Source organism: Terrabacter koreensis (assembly GCF_054783315.1).
Map to the genome: position 1 here is coordinate 282,284 of NZ_BAAGQU010000005.1, position 15,955 is coordinate 298,238.

A 15,955-nucleotide genomic window follows, 5' to 3' on the forward strand; every position below is an offset into this window, starting at 1 on the left:
CCGCCTCTTCTTGGCCTGGCGCCTGTTCGCCGGCCCCGTCGATTCGCTCTTGCGCCGCGACCCTCACCGTTGAGGCCCCTCGCGCCGGGCAGAACGACCACCCACTTTTTCTGGAGTACCCACCTGTGTCCACTGACACGAACTTCGCCGTGCTCGGCGTGCCCGCCCACCTCGTCCGCGTGCTCGACGACCTCGGCATCACGATCCCGACCCCCATCCAGGCGGCCACGCTGCCCGACTCGATCGCCGGTCGCGACGTGCTCGGCCGTGGCCGCACCGGCTCCGGCAAGACGTACGCGTTCCTGCTGCCGCTGCTGACGCGGCTGTCCCAGTCGGGCGGTCGCCGTCAGGCGCGCCGTCCGCGCGCCCTCATCCTCGCCCCGACGCGTGAGCTGGTCGCCCAGATCGACACGGCCATGGCGCCGCTCGCCAAGGCGCTCGGCCTCACCTCGCAGACGATCTTCGGCGGCGTCGGCCAGAACCCCCAGGTCCAGGCCCTGCGGGCGGGCGTCGACGTCATCGTCGCCTGCCCGGGGCGCCTCGAGGACCTCATGCAGCAGGGCCATGTCTTCCTCGACGGCATCGAGGTGACGATCCTCGACGAGGCCGACCACATGGCCGACCTCGGCTTCCTGCCCGGCGTGCGCCGCATCATGGACAAGACGCCGCGCGACAGCCAGCGGCTGCTCTTCTCGGCGACGCTCGACGGTGCCATCAACGTCCTCGTCAAGCGTTTCCTCACGAATCCCGTGACGCACGAGGCCGACTCGGCCCAGTCGCCCGTCGCGACGATGAGCCACCACGTGCTCCACGTCGACAACGGCTCGCACCTTCCCGTCATCCTCGACCTCACCGCGGCGCCCGGCCGCAAGGTCGTCTTCACGCGCACGAAGCACCGCGCGAAGAAGCTCGCCAAGCAGCTCAACGCCTCGGGAGTTCCGGCCGTCGAGCTGCACGGCAACCTCAGCCAGAACGCGCGCACGCGCAACATGGACGACTTCCACTCGGGCCGCGCGCAGACGCTCGTCGCGACCGACATCGCCGCCCGCGGCATCCACGTCGACGACGTCGCGCTCGTGATCCACGCCGACCCGCCCGTCGAGCACAAGGCGTACCTGCACCGTTCGGGCCGCACGGCCCGCGCAGGCAACGAGGGCACCGTTGTCACGATGATGCTCGACGACCAGGTGCGCGACGTGCGCGACCTGACCCGCAAGGCCGGCATCAAGCCGACGACCACCCGCGTCGCCCTGGGCCACCCGCTGCTCAGCGAGCTCGCACCCGGCCAGCGGTCGTATGCCGGTGGGCTCGTCCGCGAGGCTGTCCCCGCGGGCGCCGGGAACCGGGGTGGCTCCGGTGACGGGGCCGGCTCGGCAGGGTCGACGTCCGGTGGCGCGGGCCGCGGTCGCGGCCGCGGCCGGGGTCGCGGTGGTCAGCGTCCCGAGGCTGCCGGCGGCGCGGGTGGCTCGGGCACCCGCGGGTCCGGTCGCTCCGGCGGCCGTGGATCCGGAAGTGCTGCCGGTCGCTCCGGTCAGGGTGGCGACGGGCAGCCCGCCGGTCGCCGCAGCGACGGCGCGGGCTCGCGTCGTCGCGGCGGCGCCACGGGCTCCGGCTCCGGCCGTCGGGGTGCCGGCTCGGGCGGTTCCTCGACCGTCTACTCGACGAGCAGCGGCAGCAGCGCCGCGGCGTTCTCCGCCGGCACCCGTGCCGGCGCGCGCCGCTCCCGCTGACGCACCCTCCCCACCCCGTCGAGTGCTCACTTCGTCGCGAAGCGTTCGTGTCGGGAAGGCTGCACTCGACGCGTAGGGCCGGTCGAGCGCTCATTTCCTGACGCGCATCGTGGGTCGCGAACTGAGCACTCGGGGCTGAACCCGCATCGAGTGCTCAGTTCCTCAGGGTTCAGGGGCGCTTGAGGGAGCGGCTGCGGCCGCGGAACTCGGCGATGATCTGACCGTCGGACTCCCGCCTGACCGTCACGTCGGTGATGCCACTGCGTCCGAACGCCGAGCGCACCCGTGCCTCGGCGACGAGCACGTCACCGAGTCTGCCCGGTGCGGTGAAGGAGATGTCGGCCCCGGCCGCCACCGTGAGGCGCCCCCGCGAATTGCAGGCGAGCGCGAAGCACGAGTCGGCCAGGGTGAAGATGTAGCCGCCGTGGCAGATGGCGTGGCCGTTGACCATGTCGTCGCGGATCTCCATCCGCACCACGGCGTGGTCCTGCTCGACGACCGTGGCGTCCATGCCGAGGCGGCGGGAGGCCTGGTCGTCGGCCCACATCTGCCGTGCGAAGGCGACGCCCTCGTCGCTCGACGCGGTCTCCCCGGTGTCGGTCACGACAGGCTCCCGTCGGTCAGCGCCGGGCTTGGCCGGTAGCGGCCTCCGGGGTAGGCGGCGTCGAGCGCGGTCAGCTGGGCGGCCACGACGTCGAAGCCGATCTCACGCCCCCACTCGACGGGGCCGCGGGGGTAGCGGGTGCCGAGCCGCATCGCCGTGTCGACGTCGTCGGCCCCGGCCTCGCCTCGGGCCACGAGGTCGACGGCCTCGTTGACGAGCATGGCGAGCGTGCGGGCCAGCGGGTCGGTCTCGACCGGCCCACCGACGAGCCGGGCGGCGAGCTCGAGGTCGGGCTCGGCCCCCTCCACCGTGCCGTCGGCGGCATACGCGTAGACGCCCGAGCCGGTCTTGCGACCCAGCCGCCCCGCCTCGACGAGGCCACGCTGGAAGTCGGTGGGCGCGTACCGCTCGTCGTGGTCGGTCTGCTCCCACACCGACGTGCCGACGGCGAGGTTGACGTCCTGTCCGATGAAGTCGGTGAGCTCGAGCGGTCCCATCGGGAAGCCGCCCTTCTCGCGCAGGATCCAGTCGACCGTCGCCGGGTCGGCGATCCCGGCCTCGACGATGCGCTGCGCCTCGCCGTAGAACGGGCGCGCCACCCGGTTGACGATGAAGCCCGGCGTCGAGCTGCAGCGCACCGGGGTCTTGCCCCAGGCCTCCATGAGCGCGATCGCGTGCTCGACGTACGCCTGCGCGGTGCGCTTGCCGTGCACGACCTCGACGAGCGCCATGACGGGTGGCGGGTTGAAGAAGTGCAGACCGAGCACGCGCTCGGGGTCGGCGACGTCGTCGGCGATCGCGTCGATGTCGATGCTCGAGGTGTTCGTCGCGAGCACCGTCGTCGGTGGCTGGCGTTCGGCGAGCTCGGCGAAGATGCCCTGCTTGACGGCGAGGTTCTCGGGCACCGCCTCGATGACGAGCCCGCACTCGGGCAGCTCGTCGAGCGACCGGGCGGGCGTGATGCGGGCGAGGGCCGCCGACGCGGCGTCCTGGGACAGGCGTCCCTTCTCGACGAGGCGGGCCAGCGCCGAACCGATCTTCTCGACGGCAGCGACCGCGGCTCCCTCGACGAGGTCGACGAGCGTCACCCGGTGGCCGGCCGTCGCCGCCACCTGCGCGATGCCGGCCCCCATCGCGCCCGCTCCGACGACGCCGACGGGGCCGAACGTCGCTCCGACCGCGCCCTCGTCGTCGCGTGCAGCACCGGCCTCGGGGGTGTCCGTGTCCATGTCCGCCATCCTGCCGGGTCGGGGCGGTCGCGTGCTCACCGGGCGGTCAGGCAGCCCCCGTGGCCGGGGCTAGCATCGCCTTGTGACTGCACCGGCAACGACGCCCACCCACGCACTCCTCGACACGCACGCCGGGGTCCTCGACGAGATCCGTCAGGCCCTGACCACGCGCTCCTGGTACTCCCGCTACCCCGAGTCTCCCAGTCCCCGTGTCTACGGCGAGACCGCCGCGGCGGAGGGCCTGACGGCCTACGAGGCCCACCTCGGGCAGCCGTATGCCGCCCTGTCGAGCCAGCCGACCGACGGCACCTTCGTGGGCAGTGAGGTGTCGCCCTACGGGCCGACGCTCGGCACGACCTACCCGGCGCTCGACGTCGACGCCGCGTTCGAGGCGGCCAGGGCAGCGATCCCCGCCTGGCGCGACGCCGCGCCACAGGTGCGCGCGGCGGTGTGCGTCGAGATCGTCGACCGCATCAACAAGCGCAGCTTCGAGATCGCCAACGCGGTGATGCACACGTCGGGGCAGCCGTTCGTCATGTCCTTCCAGGCCGGTGGTCCGCACGCGCAGGACCGTGCCGTCGAGGCTGTCGCGGCGGGGCTCGTCGAGCAGGAGCGCGTGCCGGCCTCCGTCGTGTGGGAGAAGCCCGGCCGTGACCGCGAGGGCAACCCGGCGCCGACGCGCATGCAGAAGGACTACCGCATCGTCCCGCGCGGCATCGCGCTCGTCATCGGCTGCAACACGTTCCCGACGTGGAACGCCTACCCCGGCATCTTCGCCTCGCTCGTCACCGGCAACCCGGTCGTCGTCAAGCCGCACCCGCGGGCCGTGCTGCCGCTCGCGATCTCGGTCGAGGTCGCGCGCGAGGTGCTGGCCGAGGCCGGCTTCGACGCCGCTCTCGTGCAGCTTGCCGCCGAGGCCGACGGCCAGGGGCTCGCCAAGACGCTCGCCGAGCGCGACGACGTCGCGATCATCGACTACACGGGCGGGCCGACGTTCGGCGCCTGGCTCGAGGAGACCGCCGGCGCCCACGGCGCGCTCGTCTACACCGAGAAGGCCGGCATCAACTCGATCGTCATCGACTCGACCGACAACCTCAAGGGCATGCTCGGCAACCTCGCCTTCAGCCTCACCCTCTACTCCGGGCAGATGTGCACCGCCCCGCAGAACCTCTACGTGCCTGCCGACGGCATCGACACCGACGAGGGCCACCTGTCGTTCGACGAGTTCGGCGACAAGCTCGCGGGGGCGGTGGGGCGTCTCACCGGTGACGACGCGAAGGCGGTCGAGCTGCTCGGCGCGACGGTCAACGACCAGGTGCGTGCCAACGCCGACTCGCTGCCGCAGCTCGCGTCGGACTCCGACGGCCGGGTCGTGCTCGACTCACGTCGCGTGACGCACCCGGCGTACGCCGACGCGGTCGTCCGCGCCCCCGGCCTCGTCGCGCTCGACGTCGCCCGCGAGGACGTCTACACGCAGGAGTGCTTCGGGCCCGTCGGCTTCCTCATCCGCACCGCCTCGACCGACCAGTCGCTCGCCCAGCTCGCCGACACCGTGCACGAGCACGGCGCGATGACGGCCGCCGTCTACTCGACCAGCGAGGACGTGCTCGACGCGGCTCGCGACGCGGCGGCCGCGGGCGGGGTCGCCCTCTCCGAGAACCTCACCGGCCAGATCTTCGTCAACCAGACGGCGGCGTTCTCCGACCTGCACGGCACCGGCGCCAACCCCGCCGCCAACGCGGCCTACACGGACGCCGCATTCGTCGCGAACCGCTTCCGCGTCATCACGTCACGCCGGCACGTCTGACGTCTCGTGGTTCTGGCTCCAGCGTCGATCGACCGGGATGCCCTGCAGCGCAGGGTGATTCGCACTCTGGTGGGCTCGCAGGTGCTCGGGGGAGTCGGCATGGCCTGCGGCATCGCCGTGGGCGCGCTGCTCGCCGAGGACCTCAGCGGCACCGAGGCGCTCGCCGGCGTCGGCACCACGGCACAGGTGCTCGGCACGGCCCTCATCACCATCCCGGTGGCGAGGGCGACGGCCGCGCGCGGCAGGCGGCTCGGGCTGCGCCTCGGCCTCGCCCTCGCCTTCGTCGGCGCGGCAGTGGTCCTCGTCGCCGCCGTGCTGCGCTCGTTCCCGCTCTTCGTCGTCGGCATGTTCCTCTTCGGCGGTGGCACCACTGCCAACAACCAGACGAGGTATGCCGCCGCCGACCTCGCGCTTCCGGCGCGCCGGGGGCGTGACCTGAGCATCGTCGTCTGGGCGACGACCATCGGGTCGGTGGCCGGGCCCAACCTCGTCGGGCCGGGCAAGGCCGTGGCGCACGCCGTCGGGGTGCCGGAGCTGTCAGGCGTCTTCGTCTTCTCACTCGCGGGGTTCGTGCTGGCGTGGCTCGTCGTCGACCGGCTGCTGCGCCCCGACCCGCTGCTCGCGGCGCGGACGCTCGATGCCCAGGCGCGTCGGGCCGTCGCCGAGATGGTCCGGGCAGACGCGGTCGTCGCGGGCGTGGGCGGCGACGACCCGACCTCGGGTTCGGTCGCCGACGCCTCGCAGCACGACGGCCCGAACCACGACGGCTCGATGCGGCGTGGCCTCGCCGTGCTGCGCGCCAACCCGGCAGCACTCCAGGGGATGCTCATCATGGCCCTCGGCCACCTCGTGATGGTGAGCGTCATGGTGATGACACCGATCCACATGAAGCACGGCCACGCCGAGCTCGAGGTCATCGGCTTCGTCATCTCCATGCACATCCTGGGCATGTTCGCGCTGTCGCCGCTCGTCGGCATGGCCGTCGACCGCTGGGGCGGCCCGGCCGTGGCGACAACCGGCGGCGCGGTGCTGGCGTTCGCCGCCGTGCTGGCGTCGCGCTCGCACGCCGGCTGGTCGGGGCTGCTGCTCGTCGCCCTCTTCCTGCTCGGGGTCGGGTGGTCGTGCACGCTCGTGTCGGGCTCGACCCTGCTCACCTCGGCGGTCTCCACCGACGAGCGGCCGGCGGCCCAGGGCCTGGCCGACGTGCTCATGGGCCTCGCGGGTGCCTTCGGCGGTGTGGCGGCGGGTGTCGTCGTGGGGTCCGCCGGCTACGGGATGCTCGCCCTCGGCTCCGCCGTGGTCGGTGTCGTCGTGCTCGTCATCGGCGCGACGCGCGGGCCCCGCCGGCGTGGAGACGCGGACGTCCCGACCCCCGCCTGACCCCGCCTGGCTCCACCGAGTGCTCACCTTCCGACCGAGCCCGCGTCGGGAATCAAGCACTCGAGCGGAGGTGGGGTCCTGGCCAGGTCAGATGAAGAGGGTCAGCACGAAGCCGATGAGGGGGATCGTGCCCTGCGACAGCGCGGCCCGCAGGTAGCTCTTGCCGGTCGTGATGAGCACCGTCGCGGCGGCCACCATCGATCCGGCGCAGAAGAGCATGAGGGTCTTGCCGACCTCGTGGTGGCCGGTCCACCACAGCACGATGCCCAGCGCGGCGCCGATGCCGAGGAAGAGGTTGTAGAAGCCCTGGTTGTACGCCATCGGCCGGGTCACGTCGGCGGCCGTCTGGTCGGCGACCCCGAACCGACGCCAGATGTCGGGACGGGTCCAGGCGACGCTCTCCATCCAGAAGATGTAGGCGTGGAGCAGGGCGGCCAGACCGACGAACACGCTCGCGACGACGCTCATGCTCGCGATCGTAGAGCGGCCCGCCCGCCGACGCCGTGCACCGAACCGGACGGATCGCTTTCTCGATCGCTGGCCTCCGCCCGCCACCGCCGCAGTCGAGAGAACGCTTTGTCACTCGCGGCACGTGACGGAGCGTTCTTTCGATTGGGTGGGGGAACGCGGGGGCGCGGCGAACGGCGGGCCCGGGTCGTGTGACGGAGTGCTCTCTCGGTCGGAGAGGAGCGAGCCGGTCAGGCGGTGATGCGGAGGGTGCTCGTGCGGTCGGGGCGGACGAGCACCTCGATGCGGTCGGCGACGCGGGACTTCAGCTCGGTGACGTGGCTGACGATGCCGACCGTGCGACCACCCTCGCGCAGCCCTTCGAGGGTGTGCATCACGTCGTCGAGCACGTCGGGGTCGAGGGTGCCGAAGCCCTCGTCGACGAAGAGGGTGCCGAGGTCGACGCCACCGGACTCGGCGCGCACGACCTCGGCGAGGGCGAGCGCGAGCGACAGGGACACGTAGAAGGTCTCGCCGCCCGAGAGCGTGCCGACCTCGCGCACCTGGTTGGTGTGCATGTCGTGGACCCGCACCCCGAGGCCCGACTTGGCGTTGCCCTTCTTCGCGTCGGTGTGCTCGAGCGTGTAGCGACCGCCGGAGAAGCGGCCGAGCTCCGTGTTGGCGGCCGAGAGCACCTCGGTGAAGCGGCGGATGAGGACGTACTTGGCCAGGTCGAGGTTGAGCTGGTTGTCGCCGTTGCCGGCGACGAGCTGACCGACCCGGACGGCGTCGGCGGTCTCGGCGATCACCGCGGCGTTGCGCGACAGGGCTTCGCGGATGTCGGCCACGCGCCGCTTGGTGCGGGCGACCTGGTCGCGCAGGCTGCCGTGCTCGTGGGCGGCGGCCTCCATGTCTTTCTTGGCGGCGACGGCGAGGGCTTCGAGCTGCTCGATGTCGTCGAAGAGCGCATCGAGCTGGACGTCGGCGAGCTCAGGACCGGTGAGCCCCGCCCGCACCTGTGTGCAGGCGCGCTCGAAGTCGTCGATCTCCTTGGTGCGGGCGCTGATCCACTCGGCGCTGCGGTCGGCCGCCATCCACTCGGCGACGTCGGCGAAGCCGAACTGGGCGAGGTCGGAGTCGCGGACGGCGGTGTCCTCGGCGACGGCCGCGGCGGCGACGTCGCGCTGGCCGATGGCGTCGACGAGCGCGTCGATGCGACCGGCGGCCGCCACGAGGTCGCTTCGTCGGGCGGCGACGCTGGGGTGGCCGTCGCGTGCCTGCTCGACGAGGGTGGTCTCCTCGGCGATGCGCGTGTCGAGGTCAGTGACGGCCTGCTCGGAGCGAGCGAGCTCGGCGGCCAGTCGCGCGGCCTGCGCCGACAGGGTGTCGACACGGTCGCGCAGCTCGCGGAGTCGCGCCGCACCGGCCTCGACGTCGGAGCGGGCACGGACCGACTCGGCCAGGTCGCGGCCGGCGGCCTCGGCCCGGGCGCGGGCGGTGTCGACGTCCAGTCCGTCTGCGCGAGCCGCGAGCTCGCGCACCTCGGAGCGCAGGGCCCCGAGGACGTCGGCGGCGTGCGTCGCGCGTCGCCGCAGGTCCACGACGCGGGTCTCTTCGGCGTCGATCTGCTCGGGCGTGACGGCGTCGAGGGTCGGGTGCGCCGGGGAGGGGTGTTCGGTCGACCCGCACACGGGGCACGGGTCGCCGTCGACGAGGGAGAGGCCGAGCTCGCCGGCGATGCCCTCGATGCGGGCGCGACGCAGCCCGGCGAGCCCGGTCTCGGCAGCTGCCACGACAGACAACGCCTCGGCCGCCGCGGCCTCGCACCCGGGGACCCGTCCCGCGGCAGCGGCGTGCGCGAGCGCCGCCTCGAGCCGCTCCTTGGCGCGGGACCCCTCTGCCGTGCGTCCGTCGACGAGGGCGGCCAGCCGCCGTGCCTCGGTGAGCGCCTCCTCGTGGGTGCCGATGGTCACCGGCAGGGCCTCGAGCTCGGTGGTGACCGCGGCGACGGAGCGCCGGATGCCGTCTCGGTGCTCGGCCAGTCGTCGTTGCTCGGACAACCGTGAGGCGAGGGCGGTCTCGACCGCGATCGCGCCGGTGAGCGAGCCGACGACCTCGCGAGCCCGGGCAGCTGCCTCGCGCAGGGCGGCTGGACCGTGGTCGCGCAGGGCCGGCTCCACCTGCTCGCGCGCCTTGGCCAGCGCCGCGGCCGCGCGCTTGAGGGCGGCCTCGGACAGCGCCAGGGTGCGCACCGCGCCGGCGACGGGCCGAGCCTGCTGCGCGCGTGCCACCTCCTCGCGCAGCTCGGTGAAGCGCACCGCCTGCTTGCCGAGGTCGTGCTCCTGCTGCTGCAGCGCCAGCAGGCGCTCGCGGCGCTGCATGCGCAGCCTGGCGTCGCTGACCATGTCGGCCATCTGCTTGTGGCTCTCGATGGCCTCGCGGCTGGCCTTGCCGGCGTGGCGCTCGCGCGTGGTCAGCTCGTCGACGACCTGCGACAGCTCGGCCTCGAGGGCATCCGGCGCCGTGCGGCTCAGGGCCTCGAGCACGTCGCGGCGCTCGGTCTCCAGACCTGCCGACACCGCGAGCGCGTGCACGGCCAGGCGGATCTCGTCGACCGCCGACTGCCGGCGCGCCTGGGCGGCCTTGCCGGCCTCGACGATCTCGTCCTGCACACGGCGGAAGAACGCCGTGCCGAACACCTTCTCGAGGAGCTTGCCCTTGTCTTCGGACCGGGCCCGCAGGAAGGTGGCGAACTCACCCTGCGGCAGGATCACGGTCTGCACGAACTGGTCGCGGGTGAGACCGACCGCCCGGGTGATCTCGTCGTCGCAGTCGCCGATGTTGGTCGAGAGCAGCTCGCCGCCCGTCAGGTCGTCGGGGGTCTGCAGGCGCCACAGCTTGATCGTCGGTTGCTGCACGGTCGAGCCGGTGCCGCGCGACTTCGGCCGCTCGAAGCGGGGTGTGCGCTGCACCCGGTAGAGGCCCGACTGGGTCTCGAAGACGAGGACGACGACCGGCACCGTGCGCGGGTCGGCGTGGTGCGAGTGGATGCGCTCGACGTCGGCGGAGGCCTGGGCGACCTTGCCGTAGAGCGCGAAGGTGATGGCGTCGATGATGGTCGACTTGCCGGATCCCGTCGGTCCCTCGAGCAGGAAGAGCCCGGCCCGACCCACGGTGGTGAAATCGATGACCTCGGTGCCGGCATACGGCCCGATCGCCGTCATGGAGAGGTGGTGCAGCTGCACGTCACGCCACCTCCTGCGCCTCGGCCTTGTGCTGGGCGACGACGGCGGCCTCGTAGCCGGCTGCGAAGACGTCGACCTCGCCGTCGCTCGCCTCGGTCTTGGTGACGTAGGCGATGAAGTCGGAGCCGAGCTCGCGCGGGTCGCGCTCGCTCACGACGGTGGTGCCGCCCCGGGTGCGCTCGACCGCCCCCTCGGGGTCGTGGAAGACCTGGAGGGCGTGCGGGAAGCGTGACTTGAGGCGGTCCATGAGCGAGTCGGGCCGCACGCGGTCGGTGACCGTGACCCGCACCCACGCGCTCTCGGCATGCGTGTGCTCGGGTGCCTCGAGCAGCTCGTCGAGTCGGCCCCGGAGCGTCGCCATCGGGCGAGGCTGGGAGATCTCGACCGGAGTCACGCGAGCCGGGCCGGTCTCGTCGAGGTCGACGAGCAGCACGACCTTCTCGTGGTCCTGCTCGGAGAACGAGTAGCGCAGCGGCGACCCGGAGTAGCGCACCACCGACCCGTCGGCCGAGTCGGGGGCCTGGGGTCCGTGGACGTGCCCGAGCGCCGCGTAGTCGATGCCGGCGAAGACGGTGCCGGCCACCCGGTCGACGCCGCCGACCATGATCGAGCGCTCGGAGTCGCTCGGCTCGGCGCCTGCGACGAACGCGTGGGCCAGCACGACCGAGCGCACGCCGGGGCGGTCGGCGAGGTCGGCCCGGATGCGCTCGACGGCGGCGCCGACGACGGCCTGGTGCGACCTCGGCAGCGGCTCACCACCACCGGCCAGCGCAACTCGCGCGTGGTCGGGGTCGAGGTAGGGGATGCCGTAGATCGCGCCCCGCACGCCGTCGCTGCCCTCGAGCAGGACCGGTAGGTCGAGCTGCCCGAGGTCGGTGACCATGCGGATGCGGTCGCGGAAGAGGCCCGAGCCGTAGCCGAGGCGGATGGCGGAGTCGTGGTTGCCCGAGGTCACGACGACGGTGGTGACGGCGGACAGTCGCGACAGCGTCCACTCGAACAGCTGCACCGACTCGACGGGCGGGACGCCGCGGTCGTACACGTCGCCTGCGACGAGCACCGCGTCGACGGGGATGCCGTCGGGCGGCGACTCGACGAGCTCGCAGATGCGCTCCAGGACAGCCGTCTGGGCCTCGTGGAGGTTCACGCCGTGGAGCGTGCGCCCGAGGTGCCAGTCGGAGGTGTGGAGCAACCGCATGCCCCGACGGTAGGACTCCGCGCCGACAGCCCCGAAACCGACACCCCGGTATGCCGTGAGCCCACCTCCCCGGAGGGAAGCGGGCTCACGGCATACCGGGGTGTCTGGTGGTGGTCAGTCGCGCTTGGCGAAGCTGAGGATCATCGACACGAAGGTGACGATGAGCGCCCCGAAGACGGCGTCCCAGAAGAAGTGGTCGATGTGGAACGCGAGGTTGAGCTTGCCGGCGAGCCACGAGGTGAGCTCGAGCATCAGCGCGTTGACGATGAAGACGAACAGTCCCAGCGTCAGGATGATGAACGGCATCGACAGCAGCTTCGCCACGGGCCGGATGAGGGCGTTGACGACGCCGAAGATCAGGGCGACGAGGACGACCGTCCAGAAGATGTTGCCCGTGCGGCCCTCGCCGAACGTGATGCCCGGGATGGCCCACGCGGCGATCCACAGGGCGACGGCGTTGATGACCGTCTGCAGCGCGAAGTTGATGAGCATGCGCTCAGTGTTCCACGGCGGCAGGCGAATCGTCGGGCAGGCCGGGGTGCTCGTCGCCGGGGATGCGCGGCTGGAACATGGCGTTGAGGCGCAGCAGGTCGGGCTCGACCATCTTGAGCGAGCCGATGGCCTCGGCCACGGGCACGCGCTCGATGTGCCCGTTCTGCAGGGCCACCATCTGGCCCCAGGCGCCGTCGAGGGCCGCCTCGACCGCGGCGACGCCGAACCGGGTGCCGAGCACGCGGTCGAACGCCACGGGCGAGCCACCGCGCTGGATGTGGCCGAGCGCCGTCATGCGGCTCTCGATGCCGGTGCGGCCCTGGATCTCGCGGGCGAGGATCGAGCCGATGCCGCCGAGGATCTGGTGGCCGTACTTGTCGACCTCGGGCGCCGGGATCTCGATCGTGCCCTCCTTGGGGAGGGCGCCCTCGGCGACGACGACGATCGTCGCGAAGCGGCCCTTCTTGTGGCGGTGGACGATGCGCTCGCACACCTCGTCGATGTCGAACGGCTCCTCGGGCACGAGGGTGATGGCGGCGCCGCCGGCGAGGCCCGACCAGATGGCGATGTGCCCGACGTGCCGGCCCATCACCTCGACGACGAGCACCCGGTGGTGCGACTCGGCGGTGGTGTGGAGGCGGTCGATGGCGTCGGTGCAGATCTGCACGGCCGTCTGGAAGCCGAAGGTCATCTCGGTGAGGGAGATGTCGTTGTCGATCGTCTTCGGCACGCCGATGACGGGGAACCCGTTCTCGTGCAGGCGGTTGACGACGCCCATGGAGCCTTCGCCGCCGATGCCGATGATCGCGTCGAGGCCGTGCCGGTCGTATGCCTTGCGCACGCGCTTGAGGCCGTCCTCGTGGGCGAACGGCTGGTCGCGGGACGTGCCGAGGATGGTGCCGCCGAGCGGGAGGATGCCGCGGCAGCGGTCGACGTCGAGGATCTCGTAGTCGTTGTCCATGACACCGCGCCACGCGTTGCGGAAGCCGATGACGGTGCTGTCGTAGGTGACCTCGGCGGCGCGGGTCGCGCCGCGGATGACGGCGTTGAGGCCGGGACAGTCCCCGCCCCCGGTGAGAATGCCGATGCGCATTGAGTGGACTTTCGGAGAGTGGGCAGCAAACAGGGTGTCGTGGCGGCGCTGACGCGACGATGTGAGCCTAGCCACAGAGCGGGCGCCGCGTCAGTCCTGCGTCCATGGGGCGGTCGCCGCCGTGGACACTGCCTCTACAGTTCGGGTATGAGCGACGCGGCCGAGCACCCCTCCCAGCACCCCGACGTGAACCCCGGCGTCAGGCTCCGTGAGGTCCTCGCGCAGATGCCGGACTACAAGCCGGGCAAGCCGGCGGCGGCGCCCGCCGGCGTGACGGCCTACAAGCTGTCGTCCAACGAGAACCCGTACGGCCCGCTCCCGTCGGTGCTCTCGGCGATCGACGGCGCTGCGGCGTCGGTGAACCGCTACCCCGACATGGCAGTCACCGCCCTCACGCAGCGTCTCGCCAAGGCGCTCGACGTGCCGACCGAGTGCATCGCGACGGGCACCGGCTCGGTCGCCGTACTGGCGCAGATCGTCAACGCCGCCTGCGACGCCGGCGACGAGGTCGTCTTCGCATGGCGCTCCTTCGAGGCCTACCCGATCGTCACGCAGCTCGCCGGCGCCACGCCCGTCATGGTGGGTCTCGACGAGCAGGCCCGCCACCGGCTCGACGCCATGTTCGCCGCGATCACCGAGCGCACCCGCGTCGTGCTCGTCTGCACGCCGAACAACCCGACGGGTCCCTGCGTGCACCAGGCCGAGCTCGAGGCATTCCTCGACAAGGTGCCGAGCGACGTCATCGTCGTGGTCGACGAGGCGTACGTCGAGTTCGTCCGCGACCCCGAGGCCGTACGCGGTCTCGACGTCTGGCGCCACCGTCCCAACGTCGTCGTCCTCCGCACCTTCTCGAAGGCGTACGGCCTCGCCGGCCTGCGCGTCGGGTATGCCGTCGCGCACCCTCCGGTCGCCGCTGCGCTCCGCAAGACGGCCACGCCGTTCGGCGTGAACTCGATCGCGCAGGCGGCCGCGATCGCCTCGCTCGACGCGTTCGACGAGCTGACCGAGCGGGTCGAGACGATCGTCGCCGAGCGGGACCGCGTGGTGCGGGCGCTCGCCGACCAGGGCTGGAAGCTGCCGCAGTCCGACGCCAACTTCGTGTGGTTCCCGCTGGGGGCCGACTCGACCGCGTTCTCGCAGGCGTGCGAGGAGGCCGGCCTGATGGTGCGGCAGTACGGCGACGACGGCGTGCGGGTCACGATCGGCGAACCCGAGGCGAACACGCGCCTCGTCGAGGTGGCGGGGCGTTTCGGGGCGCGCTGATCGAGGCGAGAATGGACTGGCCGCCCGGAGTGGTGCGGCACAGCTCTCCTTCGGAGGTCGCCCATGGACACGCAGGGCACCCGGCGCGCCGCCCGCTGGTCGAGCGGCGGCCTCGCCCTGGTCGGAGTGCTGCTGCTCCTGCCGTCGTTCGTCGAACCGACGAGGACCATGTCGGTCTCGGACCGCGAGCGCGGGGCCCTGCTCAAGACCGAGTCCGACTGGCGCTGGGGCAGGGTCCGGGTCACCGGGGTCGAGAACGTCGAGCTGCAGGACACCTGGAGCTGGCTGGGGCTCGTCGTGTTCGGTCTCCTCGCGGCCGGCGCGACGGTGTGCGTGGTGCTGTGGCTGCTGCACCGGCCGCTCGCCTCGGCGGCCGCCCCCGCCGGCGTGGGACTGCTCGCCGGTAGCGCCCTCACGACCGTGGCATCACGGGTGAACGCCTCGCTCACCGAGGTCGACCAAGGCGTGGCCGGGCTCACCGTGCGCACCCAGATGACGCTTCCCGGGACGCTCGAGACGGCATCGGTCGTCGTGCTGCTCGGCGCGGTCGTCGCGATGGTGCTCACCTCGAGACTCGACCGTGCAGAGGTGCCGGCGGCGCACGAGGAGCCGCAGCCCGGTCGCACGCCGGGCCGGGTGCTCCCGGGCCGCCCGGTTGCACTGGAGAGGGGCGCCCTGCGGCCCGCGGGCGAGCACCTCTCCGGGCCGCCCGTCGAGCTCGTGGAGGACGATCGGGGGTGAGGACGAGCGGGGGTGAGGGCGTGACCGGGCGGCGCGGTGGACGGGTCGTTCGCGCGGCCCCGGTGGCCGCGGCGACGCTGGGGGGCCTCGGCCTCGTGCTCGCTGGGACGACGACGGTCTGGCCCACGCTGGTCCTCTCGGTGCGGATGCCCAGGAGCGGCGACCCGACGCGTGGGTCGGAGCAGCGTTTCTGGGCGTGGGGTCGCGACGTCGTCAGCTACACCTCCGACGGGCTCGTGCTCGACGACGACATCGGGCCGCACCCGGTCCCGCGCCTGCTGCTCCTCGTGGCGGTCCTGGTGCTCGCCGCGGTCGCGCTCGTCGCCGTCGCCGTGCGGCCCGGGCGGCGGACCGAGCAGCTCGCCGCGGTCTGCACGGCGCTGGCGCTCGGCACCGTGGCCTCGTCGACCGTCGCGCGGTGGTCCTTCGACGACAGGACGGCGATGCTCCAGCCCTCGGTGCGCACCGTGACGACCGCTGCCGGTTGGTCGGAGTCCCTGGCCCTTGTCCTACTGCTCGTCGCCCTGGCGCTGCTGCTCGGACCGTCCGCGGCCTCGAGGGTCCGCGGGACCGTCGCGGCGTGGGTCCGTGCCGGGGGCCGGAGACCGTCGCCCGAGCCCGACGAGGCGAAGGACCGCGCGCAGGTCGGGTTCACCGACGACCGCGACGCCGGACGGCCCTGACCCGCATTCGTGGCTGCTCGGGCCCCGCAGCGTCGGTGGTCGG

13 protein-coding genes are annotated in these 15,955 nt (G+C 72.5%); 6 read left to right on the forward strand and 7 right to left on the reverse strand.

The window, feature by feature from the left end:
- Positions 1-125 precede the first annotated feature (125 nt).
- Positions 126-1,730, forward strand: a complete 1,605-nt coding sequence (locus tag ACYVNR_RS13620) for a DEAD/DEAH box helicase (RefSeq protein ID WP_461048597.1) — start codon at positions 126-128, stop codon at positions 1,728-1,730.
- A 169-nt stretch (positions 1,731-1,899) separates the two neighbouring features.
- Here the strand turns inward: ACYVNR_RS13620 and paaI are convergent, their stop codons facing one another.
- Positions 1,900-2,334 carry a hydroxyphenylacetyl-CoA thioesterase PaaI gene (paaI, locus tag ACYVNR_RS13625; protein WP_458799328.1) on the reverse strand — a complete coding sequence of 145 codons (435 nt, stop codon included), beginning with the start codon at positions 2,332-2,334 and terminating at the stop codon, positions 1,900-1,902.
- The gene (locus tag ACYVNR_RS13630; protein WP_461048599.1) at positions 2,331-3,563 is read right to left on the reverse strand and encodes a 3-hydroxyacyl-CoA dehydrogenase NAD-binding domain-containing protein; all 1,233 of its coding nucleotides are present in this window, start codon (positions 3,561-3,563) and stop codon (positions 2,331-2,333) included. Before ACYVNR_RS13630 ends, paaI begins: the two co-directional genes overlap by 4 nt.
- A gap of 82 nt (positions 3,564-3,645) precedes the next feature.
- Here ACYVNR_RS13630 and paaN point away from each other — a divergent pair, with 82 nt between their 5' ends.
- Together paaN and ACYVNR_RS13640 are read left to right on the forward strand one after the other, a co-directional pair.
- On the forward strand, positions 3,646-5,370 hold the full coding sequence (gene paaN / locus ACYVNR_RS13635; protein WP_461048601.1) for a phenylacetic acid degradation protein PaaN: 1,725 nt from the start codon (positions 3,646-3,648) through the stop codon (positions 5,368-5,370).
- 54 nt (positions 5,371-5,424) lie between these two features.
- Complete coding sequence (locus ACYVNR_RS13640; protein WP_461048603.1) at positions 5,425-6,750, forward strand: MFS transporter; 1,326 nt, start codon at positions 5,425-5,427, stop codon at positions 6,748-6,750.
- A gap of 87 nt (positions 6,751-6,837) precedes the next feature.
- Here the strand turns inward: ACYVNR_RS13640 and ACYVNR_RS13645 are convergent, their stop codons facing one another.
- The 5 genes from ACYVNR_RS13645 to ACYVNR_RS13665 form a co-directional block, all read right to left on the reverse strand.
- On the reverse strand, positions 6,838-7,218 hold the full coding sequence (locus ACYVNR_RS13645; RefSeq protein ID WP_461048605.1) for a DUF1304 domain-containing protein: 381 nt from the start codon (positions 7,216-7,218) through the stop codon (positions 6,838-6,840).
- Between the two features lie 230 nt (positions 7,219-7,448).
- Positions 7,449-10,442, reverse strand: coding sequence for an AAA family ATPase (locus tag ACYVNR_RS13650; protein WP_461048607.1), 2,994 nt, complete (start codon positions 10,440-10,442; stop codon positions 7,449-7,451).
- A 1-nt stretch (position 10,443) separates the two neighbouring features.
- The gene (locus ACYVNR_RS13655) at positions 10,444-11,640 is read right to left on the reverse strand and encodes an exonuclease SbcCD subunit D (RefSeq protein ID WP_461048609.1); all 1,197 of its coding nucleotides are present in this window, start codon (positions 11,638-11,640) and stop codon (positions 10,444-10,446) included.
- Positions 11,641-11,754: 114 nt separating this feature from the next.
- The gene (locus ACYVNR_RS13660) at positions 11,755-12,132 is read right to left on the reverse strand and encodes a phage holin family protein (RefSeq protein WP_045189596.1); all 378 of its coding nucleotides are present in this window, start codon (positions 12,130-12,132) and stop codon (positions 11,755-11,757) included.
- A gap of 4 nt (positions 12,133-12,136) precedes the next feature.
- A complete protein-coding gene (locus tag ACYVNR_RS13665; protein WP_045189594.1) occupies positions 12,137-13,225 on the reverse strand; it encodes a 6-phosphofructokinase in 1,089 nt (362 codons plus the stop codon).
- A gap of 147 nt (positions 13,226-13,372) precedes the next feature.
- Here ACYVNR_RS13665 and hisC point away from each other — a divergent pair, with 147 nt between their 5' ends.
- The 3 genes from hisC to ACYVNR_RS13680 all read left to right on the forward strand — a co-directional run bounded on the left by hisC (position 13,373) and on the right by ACYVNR_RS13680 (position 15,912).
- Positions 13,373-14,488 (forward strand): histidinol-phosphate transaminase, encoded by a 1,116-nt coding sequence (gene hisC / locus ACYVNR_RS13670; protein WP_045189591.1) that lies wholly within the window; start codon positions 13,373-13,375, stop codon positions 14,486-14,488.
- A gap of 63 nt (positions 14,489-14,551) precedes the next feature.
- Positions 14,552-15,229, forward strand: a complete 678-nt coding sequence (locus tag ACYVNR_RS13675; RefSeq protein ID WP_461048612.1) for a hypothetical protein — start codon at positions 14,552-14,554, stop codon at positions 15,227-15,229.
- On the forward strand, positions 15,226-15,912 hold the full coding sequence (locus ACYVNR_RS13680) for a hypothetical protein (RefSeq protein ID WP_461048614.1): 687 nt from the start codon (positions 15,226-15,228) through the stop codon (positions 15,910-15,912). Before ACYVNR_RS13675 ends, ACYVNR_RS13680 begins: the two co-directional genes overlap by 4 nt.
- Positions 15,913-15,955: the final 43 nt, after the last annotated feature.

Excerpts from the sequence above, each read along its gene's own strand:
- ACYVNR_RS13675 (WP_461048612.1), top strand. The coding sequence starts at position 14,552 with ATGGACACGCAGGGCACCCGGCGCGCCGCCCGCTGGTCGAGCGGCGGC.
- ACYVNR_RS13645 (WP_461048605.1), bottom strand. The coding sequence starts at position 7,218 with ATGAGCGTCGTCGCGAGCGTGTTCGTCGGTCTGGCCGCCCTGCTCCAC.
- ACYVNR_RS13665 (WP_045189594.1), bottom strand. The coding sequence starts at position 13,225 with ATGCGCATCGGCATTCTCACCGGGGGCGGGGACTGTCCCGGCCTCAAC.
- hisC (WP_045189591.1), top strand. The coding sequence starts at position 13,373 with ATGAGCGACGCGGCCGAGCACCCCTCCCAGCACCCCGACGTGAACCCC.
- ACYVNR_RS13660 (WP_045189596.1), bottom strand. The coding sequence starts at position 12,132 with ATGCTCATCAACTTCGCGCTGCAGACGGTCATCAACGCCGTCGCCCTG.
- ACYVNR_RS13630 (WP_461048599.1), bottom strand. The coding sequence starts at position 3,563 with ATGGACACGGACACCCCCGAGGCCGGTGCTGCACGCGACGACGAGGGC.
- ACYVNR_RS13655 (WP_461048609.1), bottom strand. The coding sequence starts at position 11,640 with ATGCGGTTGCTCCACACCTCCGACTGGCACCTCGGGCGCACGCTCCAC.